At 73.9% G+C, this 26,509-nt stretch carries 23 protein-coding genes; 7 read left to right on the top strand and 16 right to left on the bottom strand.

The features are described 5' to 3' along the window. Positions 1–225: 225 nt before the first annotated feature. From murA to J4557_RS40190, 3 genes are all read left to right on the top strand, one after another. Positions 226–1,512 (top strand): UDP-N-acetylglucosamine 1-carboxyvinyltransferase, encoded by a 1,287-nt coding sequence (murA, locus tag J4557_RS40200; protein WP_208272099.1) that lies wholly within the window; start codon positions 226–228, stop codon positions 1,510–1,512. Between the two features lie 776 nt (positions 1,513–2,288). Further along, on the top strand, positions 2,289–3,617 hold the full coding sequence (locus tag J4557_RS40195; protein WP_202125990.1) for a transcriptional regulator: 1,329 nt from the start codon (positions 2,289–2,291) through the stop codon (positions 3,615–3,617). Between the two features lie 208 nt (positions 3,618–3,825). Beyond that, positions 3,826–4,989, top strand: coding sequence for a DUF4185 domain-containing protein (locus J4557_RS40190; RefSeq protein WP_208272064.1), 1,164 nt, complete (start codon positions 3,826–3,828; stop codon positions 4,987–4,989). A gap of 49 nt (positions 4,990–5,038) precedes the next feature. Here J4557_RS40190 and J4557_RS40185 read toward each other — a convergent pair whose 3' ends face one another. From J4557_RS40185 to J4557_RS40175, 3 genes are all read right to left on the bottom strand, one after another. Further along, complete coding sequence (locus tag J4557_RS40185; RefSeq protein WP_208272063.1) at positions 5,039–5,953, bottom strand: LLM class flavin-dependent oxidoreductase; 915 nt, start codon at positions 5,951–5,953, stop codon at positions 5,039–5,041. Between the two features lie 108 nt (positions 5,954–6,061). After that, entirely contained in the window at positions 6,062–7,159 is a 1,098-nt protein-coding gene (locus J4557_RS40180; RefSeq protein ID WP_208272062.1) for an NAD(P)/FAD-dependent oxidoreductase, read from the bottom strand. A 103-nt stretch (positions 7,160–7,262) separates the two neighbouring features. Then, positions 7,263–7,745: a MarR family winged helix-turn-helix transcriptional regulator gene (locus J4557_RS40175; protein WP_208272061.1), complete on the bottom strand. Its 483-nt coding sequence runs from the start codon at positions 7,743–7,745 to the stop codon at positions 7,263–7,265. An 847-nt stretch (positions 7,746–8,592) separates the two neighbouring features. Here J4557_RS40175 and J4557_RS40170 point away from each other — a divergent pair. After that, positions 8,593–9,222, top strand: coding sequence for a hypothetical protein (locus J4557_RS40170; RefSeq protein ID WP_208272060.1), 630 nt, complete (start codon positions 8,593–8,595; stop codon positions 9,220–9,222). Between the two features lie 132 nt (positions 9,223–9,354). On the opposite strand, the gene hisC is transcribed toward J4557_RS40170, so the two are convergent. From hisC to J4557_RS40135, 7 genes are all read right to left on the bottom strand, one after another. After that, complete coding sequence (hisC, locus tag J4557_RS40165) at positions 9,355–10,434, bottom strand: histidinol-phosphate transaminase (RefSeq protein ID WP_208272059.1); 1,080 nt, start codon at positions 10,432–10,434, stop codon at positions 9,355–9,357. A gap of 85 nt (positions 10,435–10,519) precedes the next feature. Continuing rightward, positions 10,520–10,807: a DUF6401 family natural product biosynthesis protein gene (locus J4557_RS40160; RefSeq protein ID WP_208272058.1), complete on the bottom strand. Its 288-nt coding sequence runs from the start codon at positions 10,805–10,807 to the stop codon at positions 10,520–10,522. Positions 10,808–10,944: 137 nt separating this feature from the next. Then, positions 10,945–11,619, bottom strand: a complete 675-nt coding sequence (locus J4557_RS40155) for an NUDIX hydrolase (RefSeq protein WP_208272057.1) — start codon at positions 11,617–11,619, stop codon at positions 10,945–10,947. Positions 11,620–11,729: 110 nt separating this feature from the next. Further along, entirely contained in the window at positions 11,730–13,079 is a 1,350-nt protein-coding gene (locus J4557_RS40150; RefSeq protein ID WP_208272056.1) for an SPFH domain-containing protein, read from the bottom strand. A gap of 109 nt (positions 13,080–13,188) precedes the next feature. Next, positions 13,189–13,371 (bottom strand): NfeD C-terminal domain-containing protein, encoded by a 183-nt coding sequence (locus J4557_RS40145; protein WP_241755165.1) that lies wholly within the window; start codon positions 13,369–13,371, stop codon positions 13,189–13,191. A 221-nt stretch (positions 13,372–13,592) separates the two neighbouring features. Then, on the bottom strand, positions 13,593–14,291 hold the full coding sequence (locus tag J4557_RS40140) for a hypothetical protein (RefSeq protein ID WP_208272055.1): 699 nt from the start codon (positions 14,289–14,291) through the stop codon (positions 13,593–13,595). A gap of 83 nt (positions 14,292–14,374) precedes the next feature. Further along, positions 14,375–17,677: an ATP-binding protein gene (locus J4557_RS40135; RefSeq protein ID WP_243777111.1), complete on the bottom strand. Its 3,303-nt coding sequence runs from the start codon at positions 17,675–17,677 to the stop codon at positions 14,375–14,377. Between the two features lie 47 nt (positions 17,678–17,724). On the opposite strand from J4557_RS40135, the gene J4557_RS40130 reads away from it, so the two are divergent. Both J4557_RS40130 and J4557_RS40125 read left to right on the top strand, forming a co-directional pair. Continuing rightward, positions 17,725–18,777: a DUF4267 domain-containing protein gene (locus J4557_RS40130; protein ID WP_243777110.1), complete on the top strand. Its 1,053-nt coding sequence runs from the start codon at positions 17,725–17,727 to the stop codon at positions 18,775–18,777. A gap of 149 nt (positions 18,778–18,926) precedes the next feature. Continuing rightward, positions 18,927–19,502: a hypothetical protein gene (locus tag J4557_RS40125; RefSeq protein WP_208272054.1), complete on the top strand. Its 576-nt coding sequence runs from the start codon at positions 18,927–18,929 to the stop codon at positions 19,500–19,502. 24 nt (positions 19,503–19,526) lie between these two features. Here the strand turns inward: J4557_RS40125 and J4557_RS40120 are convergent, their stop codons facing one another. Then, positions 19,527–20,204 carry a lysophospholipid acyltransferase family protein gene (locus J4557_RS40120; protein ID WP_307800491.1) on the bottom strand — a complete coding sequence of 226 codons (678 nt, stop codon included), beginning with the start codon at positions 20,202–20,204 and terminating at the stop codon, positions 19,527–19,529. Positions 20,205–20,602: 398 nt separating this feature from the next. On the opposite strand from J4557_RS40120, the gene J4557_RS40115 reads away from it, so the two are divergent. Continuing rightward, complete coding sequence (locus J4557_RS40115; RefSeq protein WP_307800487.1) at positions 20,603–21,010, top strand: STAS domain-containing protein; 408 nt, start codon at positions 20,603–20,605, stop codon at positions 21,008–21,010. 53 nt (positions 21,011–21,063) lie between these two features. Here the strand turns inward: J4557_RS40115 and J4557_RS40110 are convergent, their stop codons facing one another. From J4557_RS40110 to J4557_RS40090, 5 genes are read right to left on the bottom strand one after another with little or no spacing between them, the layout of a single operon-like run. Beyond that, a complete protein-coding gene (locus tag J4557_RS40110) occupies positions 21,064–21,906 on the bottom strand; it encodes a glutamate ABC transporter substrate-binding protein (protein ID WP_208272053.1) in 843 nt (280 codons plus the stop codon). Between the two features lie 16 nt (positions 21,907–21,922). Beyond that, positions 21,923–23,452 (bottom strand): GlnX family signal transduction membrane protein, encoded by a 1,530-nt coding sequence (locus J4557_RS40105; protein WP_279576351.1) that lies wholly within the window; start codon positions 23,450–23,452, stop codon positions 21,923–21,925. Next, positions 23,449–24,183 carry an FHA domain-containing protein gene (locus J4557_RS40100; protein WP_208272052.1) on the bottom strand — a complete coding sequence of 245 codons (735 nt, stop codon included), beginning with the start codon at positions 24,181–24,183 and terminating at the stop codon, positions 23,449–23,451. The genes J4557_RS40105 and J4557_RS40100 overlap by 4 nt, the downstream gene beginning before the upstream one ends. 5 nt (positions 24,184–24,188) lie before the next feature. Then, a complete protein-coding gene (locus J4557_RS40095; RefSeq protein WP_208272051.1) occupies positions 24,189–25,592 on the bottom strand; it encodes a vWA domain-containing protein in 1,404 nt (467 codons plus the stop codon). Beyond that, positions 25,589–26,509 (bottom strand): PP2C family protein-serine/threonine phosphatase, encoded by a 921-nt coding sequence (locus J4557_RS40090; protein ID WP_208272050.1) that lies wholly within the window; start codon positions 26,507–26,509, stop codon positions 25,589–25,591. The genes J4557_RS40095 and J4557_RS40090 overlap by 4 nt, the downstream gene beginning before the upstream one ends.

Genomic DNA, 26,509 nt, shown 5'->3' with positions numbered 1-26,509 from the left:
TCGGCTCGGATTTTCCTCGGGAATGCGAACCTTTGGGCCGCTCTGGGGATCTCACCTAGCAGACTGGCGCGAGGGTGGCGCATGCGGACACCCCATCCCCGGACCGGTGGTTTACTGGGGTCGCCCTGGCGCAGCGGGACCGATCGGCGCGCCCGGCCCCCGTGGTCCCACCTTCATCGGGCAGGCACCTTAACCGCGTTTCGAAGGAGATATGGCGGAATGAGCATGGGCCACGAGGTTCGGTATCGCGTGCGCGGCGGCCGGCAGCTGCACGGCACCGTCTTCGTCCAGGGCGCCAAGAACGCCGTCCTGCCGATGATCGGTGCCTCGCTGATGGCCTCCCGCGGACGCACGGTGCTGCGGAACGTTCCGATCATCGAGGACGTCCGGCGGGCGGTGGAGCTCGCCCGGGCGGTCGGCGCCAAGGCCGAGCTGCACGAGACCGAACGCACCCTCGTGATCGACGCCTCCTCGCTCAGCAGCCCGGTGCTCCCCGGCGAGATCGCCTCCCGCTTCCGCGGCTCGTTCCTCTTCGTGCCGGCGCTGCTGCATCGGCTCGGCGAGGCCGTCATCGAGGGCGTCGGCGGTTGCAATCTCGGCAGCCGGAACCTGGACTTCCACTACAACGGCTTCAAGCGGATGGGCGCCACGGTCACCGAGCATGTGGCCGACAACGGTGACGGCATCATCCACATCAAGGCCGGCGACCTGCGCGGCGGGACGCTGTACTGCGACACGCCGTCGCACACCGGCACCGAGAACCTGATCATGGCCGCGGCGCTGGCGCACGGCACCACGCTGATCAAGAACGCGGCGCTGGAGCCGGAGGTGCTCGACAACATCGCGATCCTCCAGGCGATGGGCGCGAAGATCAGCGGCGGCGGCACCGGCTTCATCACCGTCGAGGGCGTCGACGAGCTGACCGCCGTCGAGCACACCGTCATGCCGGACCGGATCGACGCCGGCGTCTTCGTGATGGCCGCCGCGATCACCGGCGGCGACCTGAACCTCGTCGGCGCCACGCTGGAGCACCTCGGCGTCGCCGCCGACAAGCTCGAGCAGATGGGCGTCGAGTTCCACCAGCAGGGCGCGGTGCTCCAGGTCCGGCGGGAGCGCACGCTCCGCCCGATCAACGTGATCACCGACGAGTACCCGGGCTTCGCCACCGACCTGCAGTCGCCGATCATGGCGCTGTCCTGCCTGGCCGAGGGCCCGTCCTACATCTACGAGCGGATCTTCGACGGCCGGTTCAAGCTGGCCGACGAGCTGGGCAAGATGGGCGCCGACATCGAGGTGGACGGCAACCGCGCCAAGGTCAACGGGCCGCGCGCGCTGCGCGGCGCCGAGGTGGAGGCGCACGACCTGCGCTGCGGCAGCGCGCTGGTGCTCGCGGGCCTGGCGGCCGAGGGCGAGACGACGATCACCTCCGCCTACTACCTGGACCGCGGTCACGCGCACACCGCCGAGCGCCTCTCTCAGCTCGGCGCCGACATCGTCCGCGAAGCGGACTGACCGGCCCCTCAACGACGCCAGACCGGCCCGGCGGGATGATCCCGCCGGGCCGGTCTGCTGCTGACTGGCCGGTCATTTTCGTCCGGGCGAATCGGCCGCATGTGGCCTCCCCTCTGACCCAATCGCGAGTGGTTCCTTACCAGCCTTGTCACAGCGCGCCGGGAAACGGGGTGGACCAGTCGTCACCGGACCGTCACGCAAAGTCGGGGCACCGGGTCGCACCAGGCCGGACGGGCGCCTTCCTGACCAGCGGGGAAATCTGGATGGAACGATCCAAAAACACCCCTTCCGGGGACGGTGAAAAATCACCGGGACGCACGCTCGGAGCCGCCCGGACGGATCACTCGTCTTTCCGGGGCCGCCGGCAACGGGTTGATCGAGTTTCGGGCCGCGCGTAAACCAAACGGACACCGCAGGGGTCTTCCCAGTGCGCGCCAGCGCCCGGAGGTGGCCCTCCTGGCGTTTTCGGGTCTTGTTTTTCAACTTCGGACGTCCGAAGATGCAGGATCAAGACTGACCGATTGGTGACAAATTACTGACCAGGGGGTCGCGTAGGTTACTTTTTCGCCGCACTCTTGATTCGATTTCGCGTCTGGGCGTCACACATCGCCGCCCTGACCCGATCTGCCCACTGAGGAACGAATCGCACGGGAACTGCGGTGCTGGGTCAGAAGGCAGGGGCGACAAGCCATGAGACGACCGTTGGGCGGAGCGTGCGCGAACGCGTGGCCGGGGCCGTGCCCCCGAGAGGATGGACCGGAAGCGAGCGATCATCGATGACGGCGGCACGAACGGGCTCGGTCACGCCTGATCTCACCATCGGCGTGGTGGGCCCCCATGACCTCGTCGAACGGGTCATGCTGATGGGCCACGGCCCGACGCCGGTGCCGAGCCGGCTGGTGGCCGCCGCCTACCGCGACGAGCAGGAGGCGGCCGACAAGGTCGTCCGGCTGGGGTCGGGGGTGGACGTCTGCCTGTTCGCCAGCCCGGTCCCCTACGACTTCGCGCGCAAGGCCGGCGTGCTCACCATGCCCGCGACGTACGTCCCGCTGAACGGCGCCGCGTTACAGGGGGCGCTGCTGCGCGCCTCCCTCGACGAGCGCTTCGACCCGTCCCGGGTCAGCATCGACGTGCTCGGCCGCGCCGAGGTCGAGGAGGCCTACGCCGAGATCAACCTCGGCACCGAGCAGGTCCACCTGCGCGAGGAGGCCGCCGGCCCCGGCACGCTCGCCGCCTTCCACGAGCGGCTGTGGCGGCGCGGCGCGACCACCGTCGCGATGACCTGCGTGCACGCCACCGCCGAGCGGATGGAGATGGCGGGGGTGCCGACCATCCGGGTCCGCCCGACCGGCGCGTCCATCCGCAGCTCCCTGCAGACCGCCGCGCTGCTCGGCGCCCACCACCGGCTCGAGGAGTCGCAGCTCGTCGTCGTGCTGGTGGACGTCCCGACCCTGCGCGAGACCCCCCGCCGCGTCACCCCCCGCTACTGGCGGGACGAGCTGAAGCTCGCGCTGCACCGCGTGCTGCTCCAGGAGGCGCACCGGATGAACGCGTCGGTGTGGCCGCTGGACGACCACAGCTACCTCGTCATCGCGACGCGCGGGTCCGTCACCGCGTCCACCGAGGGCTTCCGGACGCCGCCGTTCGTCGAGCGGGTCCGCGAGGAGCTCGGCCTCGCGATCGAGGTCGGCATCGGGATGGGGCGCACCGCGCACGAGGCGGAGAACCACGCCCGCGCCGCGCTCGCCCGGTCGCAGAGCTCCCAGCGCGCGCAGGGCTTCGCGCTCGACCGGGACGGCCGCGCGCTCGTCCCGGCCCCGCGCACCCCGCCGCGCAGCCAGCCGCAGGCCAAGCCGAAGGGCCTGGAGATCCTCGCGCGGCTCGCCGACAAGCTCGGCGACCAGGAGCAGCCGCTGATCGTGGACGCCGAGAACGCCGGGAAGATGCTCGGGGTCACGCCGCGCACCGCCCGCCGGCTGCTGCGCACCCTCGTCGAGGAGGGCCTCGCCTGGCCGCTCCCCCCGAACCGCACCCCGCAGCCCGGCCGTCCCCGCCAGCTCTACCGCCTGATCGTCGAGAAGCTCGGCCCGGCGAAGGCGGGCTGACCCGCCCGCCCGGCCCGCCCGCCCGCCTTTCCGGACCGGGCCACGGGCCGCTCAAGCCCGTCCACCGGACGTCGCGCCCTGGCGTCCGGTGCCTGCGTGCTGTAAAAAAGACATCGGTGTTCTTTTGACCTGGCGCCCGCACGCTTCCACCCCGCCCCAGGCGGCGCCGGGAACGGCTCCCAGCACCCTGATCCGGAAGGCGGCGGCGATGGCAGGTTCATCGGACGGCACCAACGCGGCGACCGGCGGGTACTCCCGCCGCAGGCTCCTCAGAATCGGCGCCGGCGCCGCCGTGGGAGCGGGGATCGCCGCCGCGGGCTGGAGCGACCTCGGCCGGAACCGGCGGGCCGCCGCGGCACCGGTCGGCAACCCGGGCGATCCCTCCAGCCCGACGGTCGCGGTCAAGGTGAAGGACCTCAGCGGCCCGGCCGAGACGGGCCCGTTCAACGCGCCGTGGACCGACCTCGGCATTCCCGTGCGGTGCCCCGACGGCACCATGCTGTTCGTCTGCGGCGACACCTTCGACGGCCCCCACGTCCCCGGCCCCGGCGAGCCCTCGTACTGGCGCGCGCCGGCGGGCCTGCGCTCCGGCAACGGGGACGTCGGCGACCTGCGCATCGACGGGAGCGTCGGGGGCGGCAACGCCCGGAGCCTCGTCGACGAGCCGCACACCCCCGTCGGCGACGACAAGTTCACGACGGCGATCCCGTCCGACGCGTTCGTCGTCGACGGCGTCATGTACATGCACCTCATGCGCGGCGTCATCTTCGACACCCACCACACCGACTTCTGGCGCTCCTTCGACAACGGCGAGACCTGGGAGTACCTGTGCCAGTGGCCCGGTGACATGCACGGCGGCCAGTTCCAGCAGAAGACCTACGCGGTCGCCGACGACGGGTACTGCTACGTCCTGTCCTCGGTCTTCAACCGCGACAGGGACTCCGGGCTGCTGCTGCACCGGGTGCGCCAGGATGCCCTCGGCGATCCGGGCGCCTACGAGCCGTGGGGCTACGCCGACGGCGGCTGGCGCTGGGGCGCGCCCCCGACGACGGTCATGGCCGACCGCCGGTACGGCGAGATCTGCTTCCGCGCGATGGACGGCAAGTACGTCCTCACCTGGCTGGACGCCGCGACGGCGACGATCCGGGCGATGGTCTTCCCGCTCCCGACCTCGGACCTGACCAGGACGCTGGAGCAGACGATGATCGTCAACGGCCCGGCGCAGGCGCAGGTGGCCAACGTCGTCACCGCCCCGTACGGCGGGTTCGTCGTCCCCGGCTCGACGTTCGGCAACTTCCACATCATCGTCAGCCAGTGGTACGACCCGACGAACTACCGGTTCATGCAGTACCGGGTGTACATGCTGTCCTGAGGCGGGGCGCCGTGCCGGGCGCCGTCCCGCGGGCGGCGCCCGGCGGTCCTCAGCCGGCCTCCTTGGCGACCGCCTCGCGGACCGCCGGGACGATCTCCCCTGCCCAGCGGCCGAGCGAGACCTCGTCCTGCGTGCCGCCCTCGGGCGAGAACAGGACGAAGCCGGACGCGCCGTGCTCCAGGACCGCGCCGGTCAGCTCCTCCGCCCACTGGGCGGCCGACCCGCCGGTCCAGCGCCCGTCGCCGTCGCGCGTGGCGGCCAGCGGCCGGTCGGTGATGCGTCCGGGCAGGTTGAAGACCGTGCGGACCGCGGCCGGGTCGCGTCCCGCGGCGGCGGCCGCCTCGTCGATGACCGGGCGGGACGTCCGGTACCGCTCGCTGAGCCAGTCCGCCGCGTGGCCCGGGATCCAGCCGTCGGCGACCCGCCCGGTGGCGGCCAGCGACCGCCGGCCCACCGAGCCCGTCCAGACCGGCGGCGCGTCCACCGGCGCCGGCTCGATCTCGTCGACCCGGTAGTGGCGCCCCTCGTGGGTGACCGGCTCCCCGCCCCCGGAGAGCTTCCTGACCAGCACGATCGCCTCCTCGAAGGCGTCGACGGCGTCGGCGGGCGCGAGCCGCGGGACGCCCATGTCGGCGATCCGGTCCCACAGCCCGCCCGCGCCCATGCCGAGCACGACGCGCCCGCCGGACAGCGCGGACAGCGTCGTCACCGCCCGCGCGAGCATCGGGGCCGGGCGGGTCGGCAGGTTCGTGACGTTGGCGAACCCGGCGATCCGCTCCGTCCGGCCGAGGAGGAACCCGATGGTGGCGTAGGCGTCCAGGCGCGCTCCGATGTAGGGGTGGTCGGAGAGCGAGAAGACGTCCAGCCCGTCGCGGTCGGCGCGCCGGACCATGCGCATGAGCGCCGGCCCGTCGTCGATGGTGCTGTGCGCTCCGAAACCGAAGACGACTTCCTGTGCGGGCATGGCTCCGCCTTTCGTTGCTATGGGATCGGGGACGGCGCCGCTGGGCGCCCGTTTCAAGCGGTAAGGCGTGCTTCAGGCGGTGGAGCCTGTCAGGTGGTGGAGCCTGTCTCAGGCGGTGGGGCCGAACTGGCCGACGAAGCGGCCGGTGAACAGGTCCGTGCCCTTGTACTCGGCGACCATCTCGGGCGACGCGACGGACGGGCCGTCCGGGGTCGGCAGCTGCCCGACGCCGCCGCGGGTGCCGAGCGGGAGCAGCATCATCGGGAACGGCTGCGGCCGGTAGACGGCCGTGGGCCGCTCGCCGTTCAGCCGGGCCTTGATGTTCTCGACGACGACCTCGGCGTGCTGCATCGCCCACCCGGCCATCTTGGCCTCCGCGACGTCGGTGATGTCGCCGACCGCGTAGACGTGGTCGTGCCCGGCGACGTTGAGGGACTCGGTGACGCTGACCCGGCCCTGCGGGTCCGGGGTCGTGAGGCGACCGTCGGCGAGGTAGTCGCTGTTGGTCCGCACGCCGTAGGCGCGGAACCAGATGTCGGCGGTGATCTCCTCGCCCCCGGTGGTGGTGGCGGTGAAGGTGCCGGCCCGGCCGGGCCCGGTGGCCGGCGGCGCGGCGAGGGCGGTGCCGAGCCGCACCTCGATGCCCCGCTCGTCGAGCTGGCGCCGGAGGCCGGCGACGACCTCGGGCTCGAAGCCGGGCAGCAGTTCGGCGGCCGGGTCGGTGACGGTGACCTGCTTGTCCGGCCAGACCTCCTTGATCTCCCCGGCCAGTTCCAGCCCGACCGGCCCGGCGCCGAGGATCAGCACCCGGCCGGCGCCCCGCAGCTCCTTGTGGGTCCGGCGGAGATCGTCGAGCGCCTCGTCGACGGTGTCGGAGCCGGGCTTGGCCGGGTAGGCGTAGCTGGAGCCGGTGGCCAGCACCAGGTAGTCGGCGTCGACGCGGCCGCCGGACGCCAGGGTGACGCCGCGGGGGTCGACGGAGACCGCGCGGTCGCGGACCAGCCGGCCGCCCCCGGTGAGCAGCGTCGCGTAGGGGAAGAACATGTTGGCGGCCCAGTCGGGCCTGGTGAGCGCCCGCAGCGACGCGGCCGCGTTGACGAACGCGTCGCGCGGATCGATGAGCACGACGTCGGCCTCCGCCTGCAACGCCTTGGCGACCGACGCGCCGCCGTACCCTCCGCCGATGACCGCGACCGTACGACCCATGATGACACCACTCCCGCAAGAAAGGATCAGTTCGTGGTACGAACGGTAGCAGTTCGTACTACGAACAACAACCTTCGCCGGCGCGGGAGGCGATGCCCCGGCATCAGCGCGGGCGGTCGGCGGCGGCCTCCTCGTCCGGCTCCTGGAAGACCATGGGGACCTCGTTGTCCTGCACGACGCGGCCGAGCAGCCCGGCGAGCGCGTCCCGCTCCCCGGCGCTCAGACCGCCCGCCAGATCGTCGATCCGCTTGCAGGTCTCGGTGTAGAACGCGTCGACGAGCTCGGCGCCCCGAGGGGTCAGCGCGACCCGTACCGCCCGCGTGTCCCGGGGGTCCGGCTCGCGCCGCACCAGCCCGTTGCGCTCGGTGCGGTCCACCAGGCCGGTGAGGCTCGACTTCGCCAGCCCCAGCGTCGCGCCCAGCTCGCCCATGCCGTACGACCGCCCCATCAGCACGCAGAGCAGCTGCCCCTGCTGCTGGGTCAGCCCGTACTCCCGGGCCGACGCCGCGTACACGGCGTCCACGAGGAACGAGGACCGCACCAGCGCGGCCACGACCCCGATCCGGCCGTCATCATTTTTGACCACACGGTCAGACTAACACCGGGGACCTGCTTTAATTCGCGCAGCGAACTGCGGGGGAACGCCGCGTGCCCGGCCGCCGGCACGAGATCGCGCGGCTGCGGCGGGCCGGCAGCCGCCGCCGCGCGGTCCGCCCGGAAGGCACTCCGGAGGGGGCGCCGCGACGCTTCCTCGCCGGCGCTCCGGCGCCGCAGCCGCGCAGGGGCGGCACCTCGGCCGGCGACGCTGCGGGCGGCCGCCCGGCGGACGGGAAGCCGGGGCGGCCGGAAATGCACTTCCGGCCATCCCGGATCGGCCATACGGCGAATGGCCTTGACCGATCATGTTTCGCCGTTCATGATGGCGGTCACGTGAGGCATCATCGCTGATCCCGGCCGCACCCCTCGGCCGGATTCTCCAGCGCTGGGCGCGTGTCTCCATACCGGTTCCTGCCGTATCCGGATTCGTGGGAGCGCGCCGTGCACTCGACAAGTCCGTTCGCCCCGGCCTGCGCGGTGCGCCTGCCGCCGAGCCGTGCCGGCCCGGCATTCCCGCAGGCTTCCGCAGCACAGGCCGCCCTTTGCCCCGAACGCCCCGAACGCCCCGCCCCTCCGGTGCCGGGGCTCCGCGAACCGTCCGGGACGTGATCACTCGCTCCCGGACCCCACCCCGCCTGCACAGACCCCGCCATCTCCTTTTCACACACGCGCCATTCACTGAGCGCGCACTTTCGCATGCCCGAATGCGCTCATTGGCTTCCCGGTCCAATAGAAACCAGAAAGTGTCTCAATCCGGTCACGCTCTTGAATTCGCCCGGAGAAGATGTGCTTAATCCCGGTACCACCCCCTTGACACCTCGCGAAGGGAGCCACAGGTGTCACGTGTTCGCAAGCTCGCAGTCGTAGGGGCCGCATCGGCCTCGGTGCTCGCCCTGGCGATCGCGCCGGCATCCGCCGCGACCACCACGATCCACAGCGGCAGCGCCACCGGCCCGGCCTACTCCGGCGGCGTCGTCGCGACCAACCTGGGCAACGTCTCGGTCGTCACGTCGCTCAGCAACGCCACCTGCACGTCCGCCATCCAGAACGGCACGATCAACTCCGACGGCACCGGCCTGAACGTCACGTCGGCGTCGTTCACCGGCTGCACCAGCAGCCTCGGCACCGTGACCGTGACCGCCCAGAACCTGCCCTGGACCGGCGGCTCCGTCGTCTACGCCCCCGTCTCCGGCGGCCACGACGGCACCATCACCGTCGCCCACTACACCGTCGGCGCCACCGTCTTCGGACTCAGCTGCGTCTACTCCGGCACCCTCACCGGCGACGGCTACAACCCGAACAACCCCAACCGGCCCGACACCTCCATCGCCCAGGCCGAAGCCAAGATCACCAACGGCACCGTGACCAAGCTGAGCGGATCCTCGCTCTGCCCCGGCACGGCCACGGTCACCGCCGCCTTCAAGCTGGTCGGCAGCGGCGGCCAGCAGCTCTGGGCCACGAGCTGATCCGCTCCCGCCTCCGGTGAACGCAGGGCAGGGCCGATTCCTCCGGTCCCGGACGAACCGGCCCTGCACTTGCACGGTGGCCGCCGGCCTCCGGCGTTGCCCGCGGCGGCGCCACGCCGCCGCCGGCCGAGGTCAGGTCCGGTGCGGGAACGCCTTCGCCACGGCCAGGAACGCGTCGTTCTCCTCCGGCGAGCCGATCGAGACGCGCGCGCCCTCCCCCTCGAACGGGCGGACGCTCACCCCGTGCGCGTCGCAGGCCGCCGAGAAGGCCATCGTCCGCTCCCCGAGCCGCAGCCACACGAAGTTGGCCTCCGTCGGCGGGACCGTCCAGCCGTCCGCGAGCAGCGCCCCGCGGACCCGGTCGCGCTCCTTCACCGTCCGCTCGACGCGCTCCAGCAGCTCGTCCGTCGCCTTCAGCGACGCGATGCCCGCCGCCTGCGCCACGGAGTTCACGCTGAACGGCAGGAACGTCTTGCGGATCGCGCCCGCCACGATCGGGTGCGCCACGAGGTACCCGATCCGCAGGCCCGCCAGCCCGTACGCCTTCGAGAACGTCCGCAGGACCGCCAGGTTCGGCCGGTCGCCGTACATCGTGAGGCCGTCCGGGACCGCGTCGTCGCGGACGTACTCGCGGTACGCCTCGTCCAGCACGACCAGGCAGTCCTCGGGCACCCGGTCGAGGAACGCCTCGATCTCCGCGCGCGGCACCACGGTCCCGGTCGGGTTGTTCGGGTTGCAGAGGAACACCAGCCGGGTCCTCTCGTTGATCGCGTCGGCCATCGCCGGCAGGTCGTGCGTCTCGTCCTTCAGCGGCACCTGGACGCCCGTCGCGCCCGACAGCGACACCAGCAGCGGGTACGCCTCGAACGACCGCCACGCGTACACCACCTCGGTGCCCGGCTCGGCGACCGCCTCCAGCAGCATCTGGGTCATGCCGACCGACCCGCAGCCCACCGCGACCTGCTCGGCAAACACGCCGCAGAACCCGGCGATCGCCTCGGTCAGCGCCGTCGCGTTGTTGTCGGGGTAGCGGTTGATGTTCCGCGCCGCCTCCATGATCGCGTCCAGCACCGAGGGGAGCGGCCCCTCCGGCGACTCGTTGGACGAGAGCTTGAACGAGCGGCCCTCGGGCGACACCACGACCTTCCCGGGCTTGTAAGCCACGAACCGGTCGAGGACGGAGCGGAAGCGCGGAGTGGTTGCCTCGGACACCGTTGTCCTCCAGGTCTGCACAGGGGTGTTGGGGTCAAGCCTACGGAATGGGGCACGTCCCAGGCCAAAGCGGGACACGCCCCGCTCAGGGGGCCGCGGCGTCCCGCATCATCCAGCACACCGCGACGATCCGGACGAACTCCCAGTCGCGGGTGCTGTCGGGCCACCAGCCGCGGTTGAACGCCTCCTCCGCGAACGACCGCAGGTAGCCCATCAGCTCGTCCTCGCCGGGATCGCCCAGCTCGTCGCGCAGGCTCGCCACGTGCTGGTCGACCGCCGCCGCCAGGCCGGGGGACCCGGCCATCTCCGCGACGCCGGCCTCCCCGATGTCCCTGACGAGCAGGCCCAGCACTTCGGACGAGTCACCGTTCATAGGTCGCAAGCTAGCAATCCCGCCCGGATGCCCGCGACATCACCCCAGGTCAACGCGGCGATCTTTTACCCTCGCCGCGGGCCCGGGCCCCGCCCCGGCCCGGCCGCCGTCCCGGCCCGGCCCGGCCCGGCCGGCGATCAGCCGCGGGGGCGGAGCATCGGAGGGCGCAGCTGCTCGGCGTCGCCGCGCCGGTACAGCCGCGCCGGGCGGCCGCCGTCGCGGGTCGTCGTCCGGTCGGTCGGGATCAGGAACCGGTCCGCGCCCGTCACCTTCCGGTGGAAGTTCCGCGGATCCAGGACGGTGCCCCAGACGATCTCGTACACCCGGCGCAGCTCCGCGACGGTGAACTCGGGCGGGCAGAACGCCGCCGCGAGCGAGGTGTACTCGAGCTTCGCCCGCGCGCGCTCCATCCCGTCGCACAGGATCCGCCGGTGGTCGAACGCGGCCCGGTCCTTGCCGATCAGGTCGTCGACCGCCGTCCACAGCACCTGCGCCCGGCTGGAGGCGGGCAGGTCCGGCGCGAGGCCGAGGTAGGCGACGCTCACCACGCGCTGCCGCGGGTCCCGGTCCGGATACCCGTAGGTCGCGAGCTGCTCCAGGTGGATCCGGACGTCCGCGAGCCCGGCCCGCTCCGCCATCAGCCGGGACGCGGCGGCGGGCAGGTCCTCGTCGAGCTGGATGAACCCGCCGGGCAGCGACCACGCCCCGTCGTAGGGCGCCCGGTCCCGCCGCCACATCAGCGCGGACAGCCGCTGCTCCCGCACGGTGAGCACGACCAGATCGACGGAGACAGCGAGCCGCGGCACGGACATGCGCCGAGTCTATTGGGGCCCGGCGGGGGCGGCGGGCCTCCGCGGAAACGGCCGGTGCCCCGCCGCTCGGGCGGGACACCGGCCGCGTCGCCGGGACGGTCGCCGGGGGGTCAGTCCTTGTCGGGGAGTTCCACCGGGGCGGCCGGGACGGCCTGGGCGGCGCCGTTGGCCGGGTTGCCGTTCTGGCCGTTCTGGCCGTTCATGCCCGCCAGCAGCTGGCGGGCCACGCCGAGCCCGGTGCCGCCGAGCGTCAGCGCCTTGGCGAGCATGTCCTCGATGCCCTCCGCGCCGTTCAGCACGACCATGTTGTCGACGTTGCCGAACACGCCCGCGCCGGCCTGGACGATCTCCGGCCACTTCTCGGCGAGCTGCTGGGCGATGACCGCGTCGGTGTTCTGCGCCAGCGCGTCCGCGCGGGCCTTGATCGCCTCGGCCTCCGCGAGGCCCTTCTGGCGGGTCGCCTCGGCCTGCGCCTCACCGAGGAGGCGGGTGGCCTCGGCCTCCCGCTGCGCCTTCAGCTGCACCTCGGTGGCGGCGGCCTGCGCGTAGGAGATGCGCTCCTCCCGCTCGGCCTCGGCCAGCTTCACCTGCTCGTACGCGCGCGCGTCGGCCGGCTTGCGGACCTCGCTCTCCAGCCGCTTCTCGGTGCGCTCGGCCTCCAGCTCGGCGTTGCGCGTCTCCTTGAGGATGACCTCCTGGCGGGCCTGCTGCGCGGCCTGCTGCACCTGGCCCTCGTACTCCGCCTTCTTGATCTCGGTGTCCCGGATCACCGCGGCGTTCTCCCGCATGGCCTCCTGCTCCTTGCGGGTGGCCTCCTGGTCCCGCTCGGCCTCCGCGATGCGGGCCTCGGCGGCGACCCGCGCGGCGTGCGGGCGGCCCAGGTTGGTGATGTAGCCGGTCTCGTCGTCGATCTCCTGGATCTGCAGCGAGTCCACGACCAGGCCGAGCTTGCTCATCTCGTCGGCGGCCGAGCCGCGGGTCTCGGAGGTGAGCCGCTCGCGGTTGAGGATGAGGTCCTCGACGGTCAGGTTGCCGATGATCGAGCGCAGGTGGCCGGTGAACAGCTCGTGGATCGCCCCGTCCATCGACTTCTGCTGCTCCAGGAAGCGGCGCGCCGCGTTGGCGATCGACACGAAGTCGTCGCCGACCTTGTAGATGACGACGCCGCGGACCTTCACCGGGATGCCCTGCTGGGTGACGCAGTGCACCTCGAGGTTCGCGGCGCGGCTGTCGAGCCGGAGCCGGCGGGCCGTCTGGAAGCCCGGCAGCACCGAGGTGCCCTTCCCCGTGACGATCTTGAACCCGAGGCTCTCCACCCCGTCGATCGGCTTGGACCGGGCGCCCAGGCCGGAGATGATCAGGGCCTCGTTCGGCTCCGCGACCCGCCAGACCATCTTGAACAGCACGATCAACACGATGATGGCGACGACAACGGCGATCGCCACCGCGAAGATGGGCATGCGGCCTCCTCACTCTCGGCGGGCGGCCGGCCCGGTGGAGGCGGGTCCCGTCCGCGTTTTCCAGTAGACGCAGCGGACCCGCCGTTGGTTCGCCCCTTTTAAGGCGGTCTCAGGACCCCAGCGCGTGCGCCACGTACACCGTCCGCGGCGGGTGGTACTCGACCACGACGACGATGGAGCCGACCGGTATCTCCTCGCGCGGATCGACCGGATGCGCGTAGAAGGCCTCCGCGCCGCCGCGGATCGCGATCATGACCTCGCCGACCAGCCCGGGGCCGATCCGGCCGGTCACCCGGCCCTCCTTGCCGATCAAGGGCACCACCGCTCGTATCGATTTCATCGCCCTCGGCGGTCGGGCCCGGGGGCCCTCCCTTCCACGGACGCTGGGTGTGATCGCTGCATCGCTCCGACTCGCCCTGGGGGCTCGCTGCGCGATCGGATTCTCGCAAGCTCGAATCCGGCTCCGCTCGCGATCACGACACTAGATGTTCGCGCGGGTCCAGTGAAAGCGGGCTAGCTCAGGATCTTGTGGGTCTGGGCGACGGAGGCACGGGCCAGGGCCTCGGCCTCGGAGCGGGTCGCGTTCGGGCCGAAGACGGTGACGGTGCCGAGGTAGTGGCGGCCCTCGAACACCACGTACCAGGTGTTCGTGCGCTGGTCGCCGCTGGTGGTGGCGACGCCGACCGTCCGGGAGCCGTTGCCGACGTCGCCGCGCCGGGTCTCGGTGACCTGGTGCTCGGCCCACTTCCCGCCGAGCCGGGTGCGGAACGTCAGGCAGCCGCTGGGGACGCGCGCCTCGACCTGCTTCTCGGCGTCGGCGTCCGCGACGCCCATCAGCGTCTCCGTCACGGTCTGGCCGTCGCTCCTGACGAACGTGACGAGCGCGGTGGGCACGTCCGCGGCGACCTTCCCGCCGCCGGCCTGGGCGTCCGCGCACTTCGGCTTGTCGAGCGCCGCCTCCTCGCGCACCTGCGCGGCGTTCCGGAGGGCCTTCAGCGAGCCGTACTCGCCGGAGTCGGGCTCGCCGCGCCGGTAGCCGGTGACCTGCTGGAGCAGCGCCTGCCCGAGCTGGTCGGAGGTGTAGCCGGTGCCGGCGGGCGCGGCGCGGGCGGGGCCGCGGACCTCCCCGGCGCTCCCGCCGCCGGAGCCGCCGCAGGCGGACGCCGCCGCGACCGTCGCCAGCACCGCGATCGGGAGGAGCCTCTGCGCCATGCCCGCGACCCTAGGCGCCCGGCCCCCGCATCGCCCGGCCGACACGCTGTGCGGGCGGCAGGAGCCCCCCATACGGGCCGGAATCAGCCCTCGGGCACCTCATGCGGGGCATTCCACAAAGCCTCGACCTCCGCGGCGCGGCGCAGGTGCGGGGCCGGGTCCTCGCCTGCGAGGGGGGCGAGCCCGGCCAGGGTGCGGGCGGGCGGCGGCAGGGCCACGGCCAGGCTCTCCAGCCCCGCCGGCGGGCCGTCCCGGTGCGGCAGCAGCGCCTGGTACAGCTCGGCCGCGCCCCGCTCGTCGCCCAGCGCGACCACGGTCATGGCGCGGAACGTGCTGAACATCGTGAAGAAGTAGTCCGGCTGGATCGGCGGGGCCGACGCGTGGAGGCGGCGCGCCTCGTCGAGCCGTCCGGCGGCGGCGTGCGCGGCGGCGAGGATGTCGGTGAGCAGCGACGACAGCTCGGGCGCGAGCTCCCCGGCCGCGGTGGCGAACCCGGCCAGCGTGCCGCGCGACACCGCCAGCGTCGCGCGCGTGAGCAGGGCGAACCCGGCGGTGTGCAGCGACCCCTGGTCCGCCATGGCCCGCGTCGCGGCGGCGTAGTGGCGCTCCGCCGCGTCCAGCCGGCCCTCGGCTTGGGCGAGCGCGGCCTCGGCGACCTCGCAGACGACGCTCGCCTCGGGCATCCGGTAGCGGCGGGCCAGCTCCGCCGCCTCGGCGATACCGGCGCGCACCTCGGCCGGACGCCCCTCGTGCACGGCGACGGCGGCGAGATTGATCGTGCCCGACCACAGCGCGGTGGGCATGTCGTGCTCGGCGCCGAGGGCGCGGAGTTCGCGGGCGCACGCGGCCTGGCGGCGGATCTCCCGGCGGTCGTACACGCGGTGGTCGTGCTCGCGGCTGAGCGTGAACAGGGTCAGGACGCGCAGCTTCGGGTCGCCGAGGCTCCGCGCGATCTCGACGGCCTCCTCGGCGGCGGCCCGCCCCCGCGCGTCCCCGGTGCCCGTGAGCTCGGCGGCATAGGCGTCGAGGAGGCGGCAGCGCACGTCCGGCGCGAGGCCGTCGAGGTCCAGGAGCCGGGAGAGCAGGCCGACCAGGTGCTCGTCGACGACCCCGTACGGGCGCAGCTGCCAGGGGGCCGGTTCGGTCCACGCGGTGAACGCCGCCAGCAGCAGGTCGTCGCGCCCGGCCTCCTCGGCGAGGTCGACGGCGCGGCGGCGGGTGGCGCGGGCATCCTGAACGGCGCCCGCGCGCGCTTGGGCCCGCAGCAGCCGGCCGAGCAGGTCGACGCGGTCCGCGGCGCCCCGGCCCGGCGTGCGCTCGAACGACTCCAGCGCCTGGGTGAGCAGCTCGACGGCCGTCTCGTGCGCGTACCGGTGCTCCGCGAGGTCGGCGGCCCGGACGGCGTACTCGACGGCCTTCGCTGCGGTCGCCGCGGACGCGGCGCGGTGGAAGTGGTAGGCCAGCGCCGACGCGTCGTCGGGGGTCAGGCGTTCCAGGGCGGCGCCGAGCCGGGCGTGCATGCGGGTGCGGCGCAGGGCGCTGAGGTCGGCGACCATCGTGTCCCGGACGAGCGCGTGCGCGAACCGGACCCGGCCCGGGGCGCGCTCGGTGAGCAGGCCCGCGACGAGCCCGGCGTCGAGCGCGTCCAGCACCGCGTCCTCGCCGGCATCGGCCGCGAGGACGAGCGCGTCCACGTCGGCCTCGCGGCCGGCGAGCGCGGCCAGCCGCAGGACCGCGACGGCGGGCTCGGGCAGGCGGGCGAGGCGGCGGCGCAGCACGTCCCGGACGCCCTCGGGGACCTCCGAGGTCGCCACGAGCGCGCCCTCGCTGCTGAGCAGCCGCGCGCTCTCCCGCACGTAGAAGGGGTTGCCGCCGGTGCGCTCGGCGAGGGCGGAGACCGTCGCCGCGTCCACGCCGCCGCCGCATTCGGCGGCGATGAGCCGGGCGACCGCCTGCTCCGGCAGGCCGGGCAGCGGCAGCCGCAGCGGCGACCGGCGGGCCAGCACCGCGAGGGTCTCGGTGAGGCGCGTGCCCGCCTCGTCGGCGCGGAACGCGGCGACCACGAGCAGCGGCGCGTCGCCGGACAGGGCGGCCAGCAGGGCGAGGGTCTCGGCGTCGGCCCAGTGCAGGTCGTCGAACATGACCGCGAGCGGGCGCCGCCGGGCCGCGTCGTTCAGCCAGGCCCAGACGGCGCGGTGGAGGCGGAAGCGGCCGGCGGTGGTGTCGCGGGGTTCGCCGGCGGACGCGTCGCGCAGCAGCGGCGCCGCCTCGGCGGGGGCCGGGACGTGCCGGTCGAGCGCGGTGAGGGCCTCCGTCCACGCCCACGCGGGCGGCGCGCTCTCGCTCTCCGGGCAGCGGCCCGTCACGACGAGGCACCCCTCCTGCTCCAGGACGCCGGCGAGCCGGGTCAGCAGCGCGGTCTTGCCCAGCCCGGCCTCGCCGGTGACGAGCGCGACGCGCACGCCGCCCTCGCGCGCGAGCCCGGTCAGCGCGGCCAGCTCGCCGTCGCGGCCCAGGAAGGCCGGTCCGCCGGGGGCGGGCACGGGAGCGGGAGCGGGAGCGGGGACCGGCACGGGGGCGGGCGCGGGAAGGTCGAACGCCTCGGTGCGCTGCTGCAGGATCGCCGTCTCCAGGTCGGCGAGCGCGGGGCTCGGGTCGAGGCCGAGCTCGTCGGCGAGCGTCGCGCGGACCTCGCGGAGCGCGGCGAGCGCGTCGGCCTGGCGCCCCGCTCCCCACAGCGCGAGCGCCAGCAGCCGCCAGCCCTCCTCGCGCAGCGGCTCGTCGCGGGTGAGGAGTTCCGCCTCGGGCACGGCGGACGCGGCGTCGCCCGCGCGCAGCAGGGCGGCGACGTGCCGTTCGCGGGCCGCCAGGCGCAGCTCGTCCAGGCGGCCGATCTCGGCCCGCGCCCATTCCTCGTCGGCGAACTCGGCGAACGCCGGGCCGCGCCACAGGGCCAGGGCCTCCGCGGAGCGTTCGGGGTCGCGGGCGAGGGCGGCGAAGTGCCAGGCGTCCACGGCCTCGTCGGGCAGCCGCAGCGCGTAGCCGGGCGCGGCGGAGACCAGCACCCGCGCCGGGGCCCGCGGCGGGCGGCCGGGCTCCAGCAGCCTGCGCAGGTTGGAGACGTAGGCCTGGAGGGACGTGACGGCCTGGGCCGGCGGCTCGCCGCGCCACAGGTCCTCGATCATGCGGTCGACCGGCACGACCGCGCCGCGCGCGGCGACCAGCAGCGCCAGGACCGCGCGCTGCCGCGGCCCGCCCAGCGCCGCCCGCACGCCCGCCACCTCGGCCTCGAAGGCACCGAGCACCCGAATCCGCACCATCTCGACCAGATCGTAGCCACCGGTCTCCGCGCCGGTCTCCACGCGGCCTTCCAAGCCGGTCTCCAAGTCGCGCTCCAAGCCGGTTCCAAGACGCCCCCGGCAACGTTGGCGGCATGAGCACCGACACCGTCCACACCGCCCTGACCTTCACCCGCTCCATGGTCGTCATCCACCGCGGCATGCGCCGCGAGTCGCGCCTGCTCGCCGAGCTGATCGGCGCGACCCGCCCCGGCGACCGCCGCCGCGCCCACACGCTCACCGCGCACCTCGCCGACTACCTGCTGGGCCTGCACAACCACCACCACGGCGAGGACGAGCTGATCTGGCCGCTGCTGCTGTCGCGGGTGGACCTGGACGCCGACATCGTGCTGCGCATGGAGGCCCAGCACGAGAAGGTCGCCGCGACCATCGCCCGCCTGCACGACCTCGCCGGGCCCTGGGCGCGGTCGGCGGACGCCGCGGGCCGCGACGCCCTGGTCGCCGCGCTCGCCGAGCACCGCGCCCTCCTGGTCGAACACCTGGACGACGAGGAGGCGCACCTGCTGCCGCTCGCCGAGCGCCACCTCACCGAGGACGAGTGGAACGCCCAGGGCGACCACTTCGTCCAGCACACCCCCAAGTCGAAGATCCTCACGCTGCTCGGCGTCGCGCTGGAGGACGCGACGCCGGACGAGCGCACCGAGTTCCTCTCCGGGCTGCCCGCCCCGGCGCGCGCGTTCTGGCGGGTCTACGGCGCACGCCACCACGCCGCCCGGATGCGGCGGCTGCGCGAGGACGTCCGGACGTCCCGCACCGGCAGCGCCATCGCCCTGCTCACCGGCGTCGGCATCGGCTACGTCGGGCTCTCGTACATCCTCGACCCGGCGGGCACCGCGGCGGGGTTCGGCCTGCCGTCCGTGCCGTCCGGCGACGCCGCCGCCTGGCTGAACGTCAAGGGCGTCCGGGACCTCGGCACCGGCCTGGCCGTCCTCGCGCTGCTGGCCCGCGGGAAGCGGGAGGCGCTCGGCCTGGTGATGTGCGCGTTCTCGACGATCGCCGCCGGGGACATGGTGACGGTCCTCGCGCACCACGGCTCCAAGGCGACCGCGTTCGGCGTCCACGGCGCGACCGCCGCCGCCGTCCTCGCGTCGGGCCTGCTGCTCCTGCGCACCGCCCGCCGCCGCTGACCGGCGCGGACGGCCCGGCGATCCGGTGGCGCGGCGTCCGCGCCACCGGACGCCGCGCTGTGCGACCCCTCCGTGCCTGCTAGTGATCTTTGGGTAGGGCACCGGGACGGCGTCCGGGACCGGGCGCACGAGCACATCGGGGGAAGAGAATGCTCCGCAGAGTTCTGGTGCTGCCCGTCCTGCTGCTGACGCTGGTCGCCGCGTCCGGGTGCGGCGGAGGCGGCGAGAAGGCGCAGGAGGGCGGCGCCCATGTCGCCGCGGGCCGGGCGGCGGCGGCGGGCTCGCCGGCCGCGGCACCGTCGTCCTGCCCGACCGAGACGACCAAGCACTTCGCGAAGACGCGGTTCGCCGCGGACGCCGGCCTGGCGTTCGGCGCCTTCCACCGCTACATCTGGAATCCGTACCAGGCGGGCGCCTTCAAACAGGGCGCGAACGGGCGGACGAAGGCGTTCGCGAAGGCGGCCGCGGCCGGGCTGTTCGCCGCCAACCGGATCAACGCGGCGCGCAAGCTCATCGGCGCGGACCCGACGCTGTGCAAGGCGCTGAAGGTCCCGGCGGAGAAGGTGTCGGCGATGTTCTCGTCGCTCGCCGGCAGGTTCGAGTCCGGGCGGCTCGACCAGGCGCAGATCGGTTCGGCGCGCTCGGCGGTCGACGGCCTGAAGACCGACGCCCAGAGCCAGGCGGGCACGAGCATCCAGGAGAAGACCCCGAACCTCGGCGGATGACCCGGCCGGGCGGAGCCGGGGCCGCTACAGCCGCTCCTCGTCGGCGCGCTCGTTGTAGACGGGCGCGTACTCCTGGCCGGACATCTTCTGGATGGTCTCGACGATCTCGTCGGTGATGGCGCGCCGCGCCTTGGCGGGCGGGAGGTCGCGGTAGTGGGAGAAGTCCATCGGCGGGCCGATGCGGACGGTGGGGCGCGGCCCGAAGACGCGCGGCCTGGACGCACCGATCGGCTGGATCTTCTCGGTGCCCTCCAGCGCGACGGGCAGGACCCGGGCGCCGGACGCGAGGGCGAGCCAGCCGACGCCGGTGCGGCCGCGGTAGAGGCGGCCGTCGGGGGAGCGGGTGCCCTCGGGGTAGATCGCGAAGGCGCCGCTGTTGGCGAGGACGTCGCCGGCCTGCTCCAGGGCGCCCATGGCGGCGCGCCGCGCGCCGCGCTTGACCGGGACGTGGCCGAGGTTGGTGAGGAACCAGCGGACGAAGCCGCGCTTCAGGCCGCCGCCGACGAAGTAGTCGGCCTTGGCGATGTAGGTCACCGGCCGCGGGACGGCGAGGGGGATGATGAAGCTGTCGATGAACGACAGGTGGTTGCTGGCCACGATGAGGGGCCCGTAGGCGGGCACGTTCTCCCCGCCGATCACCCTCGGGCGGAATAGCAGCCAGAGGATCGGACGCACCACTCGCGTCATGAACGTGTAGAACACCCAGCCTCCTGTCATTCGCACCGCCACTGTAACGTCTGCGCCGATCCGTCCCCGGGTCAGCACCTGCTTTTCCCGCCGTACCGGAGGTAAGAAATGGTCCAACCGCTGGTCACGGGGGGCACCGGTGGACTATTGGGGGCCTTGATCCCGGGGTGGGACTTCGGTCACATTGGGGAGGCGCGGAAATCGTGAAACCATTTCCTACCATCCAGTAAGTTCCTCTGGAGTAAGTTATTCGGGCGGCGGCGCGCCGCGCCGGACCGCACGGGGACGGGGTGCCGCGCGGCCCCGGCGGCCAGGGGAGTTACGGTCCGGGACGCCGGAGGGCGACCCGGTCCTTATCCCGGGAAGTGCTTGGATTGCGGGCACGGGTGCGCAATCCTGAGGAGTCACCTGAGGTGGGGTACCAGGTGCGCGGGACCGAGGTGCCCTTGGAACCGGGGCGAGAGGTGGCCATGGACTTCGACATCAGCCTGATGAAGGACGAACGCTGCACCCTCGTCCGGGTGCAGGGCGACATCGACGTGGTCTCCCGGGCGCGCTTCGAGGAGGCCCTGTTCGAGGTGGCGGACGCGGGCGAGCCCATGGTCGTCGACATGCGGCAGGTCACGTTCTGCGACTCGACCGGCCTCAACGCGATCGTCGCGGCGAACCGGCGCGCCGGGGAGCACGGCGGCACGGTGTCGCTGGTCGCGCTGCCGCCGCGCGTGCAGCGCGTCTTCCGCATCACCGGGATCGACAAGTTCGTCCCGATCTACGACACGCTGCGGGAGGCGATCGGCGCGCTGCCGTCCACCACGGCCTGACCGCGCCCCGCCCGTGCCGCCCGCCCGGCCCGCCCCGAGTGGCCGGAGGCTCCTCAGCTACAGCCCTCGAACTGCGGCACGCTCGTGGTGAGCTTGAGCCCCGACCTGCCGAACCACTTGGTCAGCAGCCGCGCGGCCGTGCCGTCCTGGTACATGTCGGTGATGGCCCGGTTGATCTGCTCGCAGCCCTCCAGGTCGCCCTTCTTCAGCCCGACGCCGTACTTCTCGTCCGTGAACGGCGCATTGATGATCTTGCCGGGGTGGCCCGCGGCGAAGCCGGCGAGGATCAGGTCGTCGGTCGACACCGCGTCCAGCCTCCCGGCCGCGAGGTCGTCCATGCAGGCGCCGTAGGTCGGCGCCTGCACCGGCACCGCGGCGATCTTGCGCTCCTCGATCACCCGCCGCCACGAGTTCGACCCGGTCACCGCGCAGATCCTGCGGCCCTTCAGGTCCCGGATCGCGTGGATCGCCGTGGTGCCCGGCGCGACCAGCGTGTCCTGGTGCGCGACGTAGTACGGGCCCGCGAACGTGACGACCCGCTTGCGGGTGGCCGTGATCGAGTACGTCGCGACGATCATGTCGACGGTGCCGTCCGCGAGGGCCTTCTCCCGGACCGAGGAGTTCGTCGTGCGCCACCTGATCCGGTCCTTCGGCACGCCCAGCCGTCCGGCGATGTAGGTGGCGACGTCGATGTCGAAGCCCTGGTACGTCCCGTCCCTGCCCTTCACGCCGAGGCTCGGCTGGTCCGCCTTCACGCCGATGGTCAGCGAGTGCTTGTGGGCGATGGTCGGCTTGTCCGCGCCGCCGAGCCCGCACGCCGACAGCAGCCCGGCGGCGGACAGGACGGCGCAGGCCAGGGCGGCGCCGCGGACGGAACGGGCACGGATGGCGCGCATGGGGGGTCTCCTCCGGTCAGCGGAACTCGGCCAGCCGGGGACGGACCCCCGCGACGATCAGCAGGGCGATGACGGCGGCGGCGGGCGGGACGGCCTTCCAGCCGCGGAGCCCGCCGTCCGCGTCCTTGATCTGCCTGGTGAACGCGTCCTGGTGCGCGGCGATCAGCGAGCCGAGCGCCGCGTCGTAGGCGTCGAAGTCGGGGATCGCGCCGGTCTGGCGGCCCATCCGCAGCGCGATCGCGCCGCCCCGGTTCCCGGACGCCGCGAGCGACCGCATCCGCTGGTCGTCGCGCTGGACGACGATGTACGCGCGCAGCGTCCGCTGCACGGCGGCGGCCTCGCGGGCGTTCCGCGCCGAGGCGGCCTCGTCCGCGAGGAAGCCGAGGAACGGCGCCGCGCCCTCGCGCGGGCGGTACGGCCCCACCTTCTGCTCCAGCCCCGCGTAGTAGTTCTCCAGATTCAGCGGCTTGTCGCCGATGTCCGGATAGACCACCGAGAGGGACTTGTCGAGGTAGGTCTGCTCGTAGGTGTCGGCGCGGCCGGGGTCGAGGAGGTAGCGGCTCTCGTCCGCGAACGCGCTGTGGCTGATCGACCGCGCCCGGGACAGCGACAGGACGGAGTCGAAGCCGTCCTCCTTCGCCTTCCTGATGTGCCCCGCCTGCGCCGACAGCAGGCCCGCGCCGACGGCGGTGAGCGCGACGGTCCCGAGCGTCGCCAGGACGAGCGCCGGGTTCAGCAGCCGCCGGAACGTCCGCGCCAGGTACAGCTGCGTCGCGACCAGCAGCAGCAGCGCGACGACGCCCGCGACGACCACCCAGTCGCGGCCCGCCAGCACCGACGTCCGCTTCGACTCGTACGCCTGCCGGACGTGCGCGCCGGTGTCGAGCGTGATGTTGTACGCCTTCGGCAGCAGCTCCAGCTTCATCAGGTCGGTCGCCTGCCGGTAGGCGTCGACGACCTCCTTCGGCGGCTCCCCCGCCGGATGGTCGGCCTGCCGGTCGAGCTGCATCGCCGACCCGACGAGCCGCTCGTACCGGCCGAGGCCGTCGAGGACGTCCTGGACGGTCTGCCGCAGCGCCGGGTCGCGCCCGGCGAGCTGGGCGGCCTGCACCGCCGCCGCGTCGGCGTCCGCGCGGCGCCGCTCGTAGGCGCCGATCATCTGGTCGTAGCCGCTGCCGAGGTCGTGCTGGCGGCCGATCAGCAGGATGTTGGAGACCTGCGCGTCCATGTCGCTGAGCGCGAAGTACAGCGTGCTGGTCGCGACGACCTGCGGGCCCGCGTCGTGCCCGATCGTCTGGACGGAGTCGCGCGCGTTCCCGACCGCGACCGTCAGCACGGCCAGCAGCGCGACGAGCGCGGCCAGGACCAGCGCGACGTGCGCGCGGATCCGGCCGGGGATCGTGCGCAGCCAGCGGCCGCGCGCGAAGGTGGCGAGCCGCCCCCGCCGCGCCGGGGGAGCGGCGGGCACGGCGTCCGTGCCGGGCGCGGGCGCGCCGGGAGGGCGGGCGCCGGGCGGCGCCGCCGGCTGCGCGGGCGTCATCGTCATGGCGGGCCCTCCTGAAGGGACAGGGTGATGGTCGTCCAGGCGCCGACGTGGACGCGGTCGCCGTCGCCGAGGGGGACCGGCGTGTTCACCGCGACCGGGTCGGCGCCGCCGTTCACCGTCGTCCCGTTGGTGGAGCCGGGGTCGACGAGCAGCCAGCCGCCCTCCGGCCGGGCGAGCAGCACCGCGTGCAGGTGCGAGACTCCGGGGTCCTCGGGCGGTCCGCCGAGGTCGATCTCCGGGACGGTCGCGCGGGACGCGCTGCGCCGCCCGATCCTGATCTGCTCGCCGAGCAGCGGGACGCGGCGCTCCGGGCAGTACGGCGGGAACTCCAGCGACGCCGAGTCGGGGCCCTCCTGCGCGATCACCGAGGCGTAGTAGTCGCGGTCGGCCGTGATCACCGCGTGCCAGCGCGCCGGGGCCTGCGGCACCGGGCCGGGGTCCCCGCCGCCCTCGTCGGAGCCGGCCTGGGCGGTGCCGGTCGCGAAGTCGTAGCCGCAGTTCTCGCAGAACCGGCCGCTGCGGGGGGTGCCGCAGTCGGGGCAGTCCTCGGACGCCGGTGCCTCCTCCGGCGCCGGAGGGGAGGCCGCTCCCGCCCCGGCCGGGTCGGCGATCGAGACGGCGCCGTGCTCGACCATGGTGAACTCCGCGCGCGGCGCCCCCTCCATGAGGTCGCCGCACACGTCGCAGTAGTCGTCGGCGGCGGACACGTGCCCGTTCGCGCAGACCGGCATGGACCTCAGCTCCCGGCCTCGCCCGGCGGCGGCGCGCCCGGCGGCGCCGCGCTCGGCGGCTGGCTCGGCGGGGCGCCCGGGGCTCCGGGCGGCGGCGCGTCGTCCTTGCGCGTCCGGGCGGTCCGGACGGTCCGCACCGAGCGGGTGTCGAGCGACATCTCGTCCGCCTTCGACACGTCCGACTTCAGCCGGACGGTCCCCGTCGCCGGGTCGATGACGTCCACCACCCTGTCCAGCAGCCCGGCGATCTGCTCGTTGCCGACCTCGCGGGCGAGCACCACGGCGCGGCCCAGCCGGGCCGTCGCGGTGTCCTCGTCGCCCTCGCGCCGGGCCTCCAGCCCCTCCTGGATCGCGTCGGCCAGCTCCGACTGCCCCGTGTGGTGCGCGACCCGCCCGTTGATCCGCGTCGAGCGGGCCTCGTCGTCGGTCCACTCGGCGAGGACGTTCCCGGACGCCAGGACCCGCTCGGCCTCCCCGCCCGCCCCCGGCGCGATCAGCTTCACCCACGCCGCGCGCATCTGCCGCCCGACATCGCCCGGCTGCACCTCCACGCACAGGTGGTACTCGCGGTTCTCGCTGCCCCACGCGCCGAGCGGGTAGTCGACGGTCTGCGCGCCCGACTCCGCCCGGCGGCCCGTCAGGTCGTCCACGGTCGGCACCATCTGCTTGAGGAACCGCAGCTCCGCGTACTGCGGCGTCCACACGCGCAGCGCCACGTCCGCGAGCTGCTTGCCCATCGCCGCCCGCGCCATCGCGAGGAAGTCGGCCTCCAGGTCCTTCGGGTCGGGGACGTCCAGGAACCCGCCCAGCAGCGCCGAGGTGATCCTGCGCAGCTCGGCGACCTCCCAGTCCGTGCCGACGCCGCGCGCGTCGCACAGGAAGTGCCCCGAGCACTGCCGCAGCGCCGCGTCCAGCTCCTCGGCGCTCTCGTGCTGGTTCTTGCCGTCGGTCAGCAGGATCGCGTGCCGGACGAGGCCGTCCTGGCCCTCGAACAGCCGGTCGGCCAGCCGCAGCCACGACCCGATCGCCGTGCCGCCCGCCGCGTCCAGCCGCGCGACCGCGTTCGCCGCGCTGCGCCGCGTCGACGCGCTCGCCTCGACCAGCCGCTCCCCCTGCGGGTAGATCATCCGCGGCCGGTTCGCGCCCGCGACGACCGCGAACCGCACCCCGTCCCGCAGCACCTCGACGGCCGCCTTCGCCGCGCGCCGCGCCGCGGCCATCTTGCCGCCGTACGACATCGACCCGGACGTGTCGATGATGATGACCTCCGCGGCGCCGCCCTCGGCGGGCGGGCCTGCGTCCCCCTCCGAGCGGGACTCGACGGTCACGATGGCGTGCATCTCGCGCCCGCCCGCCGGCAGGTAGGGGTTCTGGTCCACGCGGATCGTGAACTCGGGACGTTCGCTCATCTGCCGGGCTCCCTCGTCGGGTCGGGCGGCGGGAACTCGATGACCACCACCGTCACGTTGTCGTGTCCCCCCGCGTCCAGCGCCGCCCGCACCAGCCGCCGCGCCGCCCCCAACGGCCCGGCCTCCGCGCCCGCCCCGCCGAGCGCGACCGACGCCAGCGCCGCCGCGTCCGGGAGATCGTTCCACAGCCCGTCGCTGCAGATCAGCACGAGTCCCGGGCCGTCCGGCTCGAACGCGGCGAGGTGCGCCTCGAACGCGCCCGCGTCCGCGCCCATCCACCCCGTCAGCATGTGCGCGCGGCGGTCCGTCCAGGCCTCGTCGGCGGTCAGCTCGCCGCGCGCGACCGCCCGCACCGCCCACGAGTCGTCCGTGGTCAGCGGGAACGACCCCGCCGCCGACAGCCAGTAGGCGCGGCTGTCGCCCAGCCAGGCGATTGTGACCCGGTCCGCCGCCACGACCGCCGAGACGAACGTGCAGGCCGGGCCGGGCTCGCCCGGGTCGGCGAGGGCGGCGACGGCCTCGCCCGCCCGCCCGGCGGCCTCCCGGGTCGCCTCGTCGGGGGCCGCGCCCGCCGCGATCCGGTCGAGCAGCACCGCCGACGCCGTCTGCGCCGCGGCCCGCGCCGCCTCCCGCGACCCCGGCGCCGTCGCGACCCCGTCGCAGACGACCCCGCACGCCCCGTGCGGCAGCGCCGCCAGCGCGAACGCGTCCTCGTTGTGGACGCGGCGCAGCCCCGGATCGCTGATGCCGGCGCCCAGCGCGGGCCGCCCGTCCACCACCAGGTGCGCCTCGGCGTGCTCGTCGGCGCCCGGCTGCCGCAGCCCGCACCGCTCGCAGAACCCGTCCGCCGTGACGGACCAGCTCCCGCAGTCGAGGCAGGCGGCGTCCACGCGCGCCGCGTTCCCGTGCCCGCTCAT

The organism is Actinomadura nitritigenes (assembly GCF_017573545.1).
In the GTDB taxonomy this organism is placed as follows: Bacteria; Actinomycetota; Actinomycetes; order Streptosporangiales; family Streptosporangiaceae; genus Spirillospora; species Spirillospora nitritigenes.
Note: the sequence above shows the minus strand (reverse complement) of the source record. Positions and strands in the feature narration are given on the sequence as shown.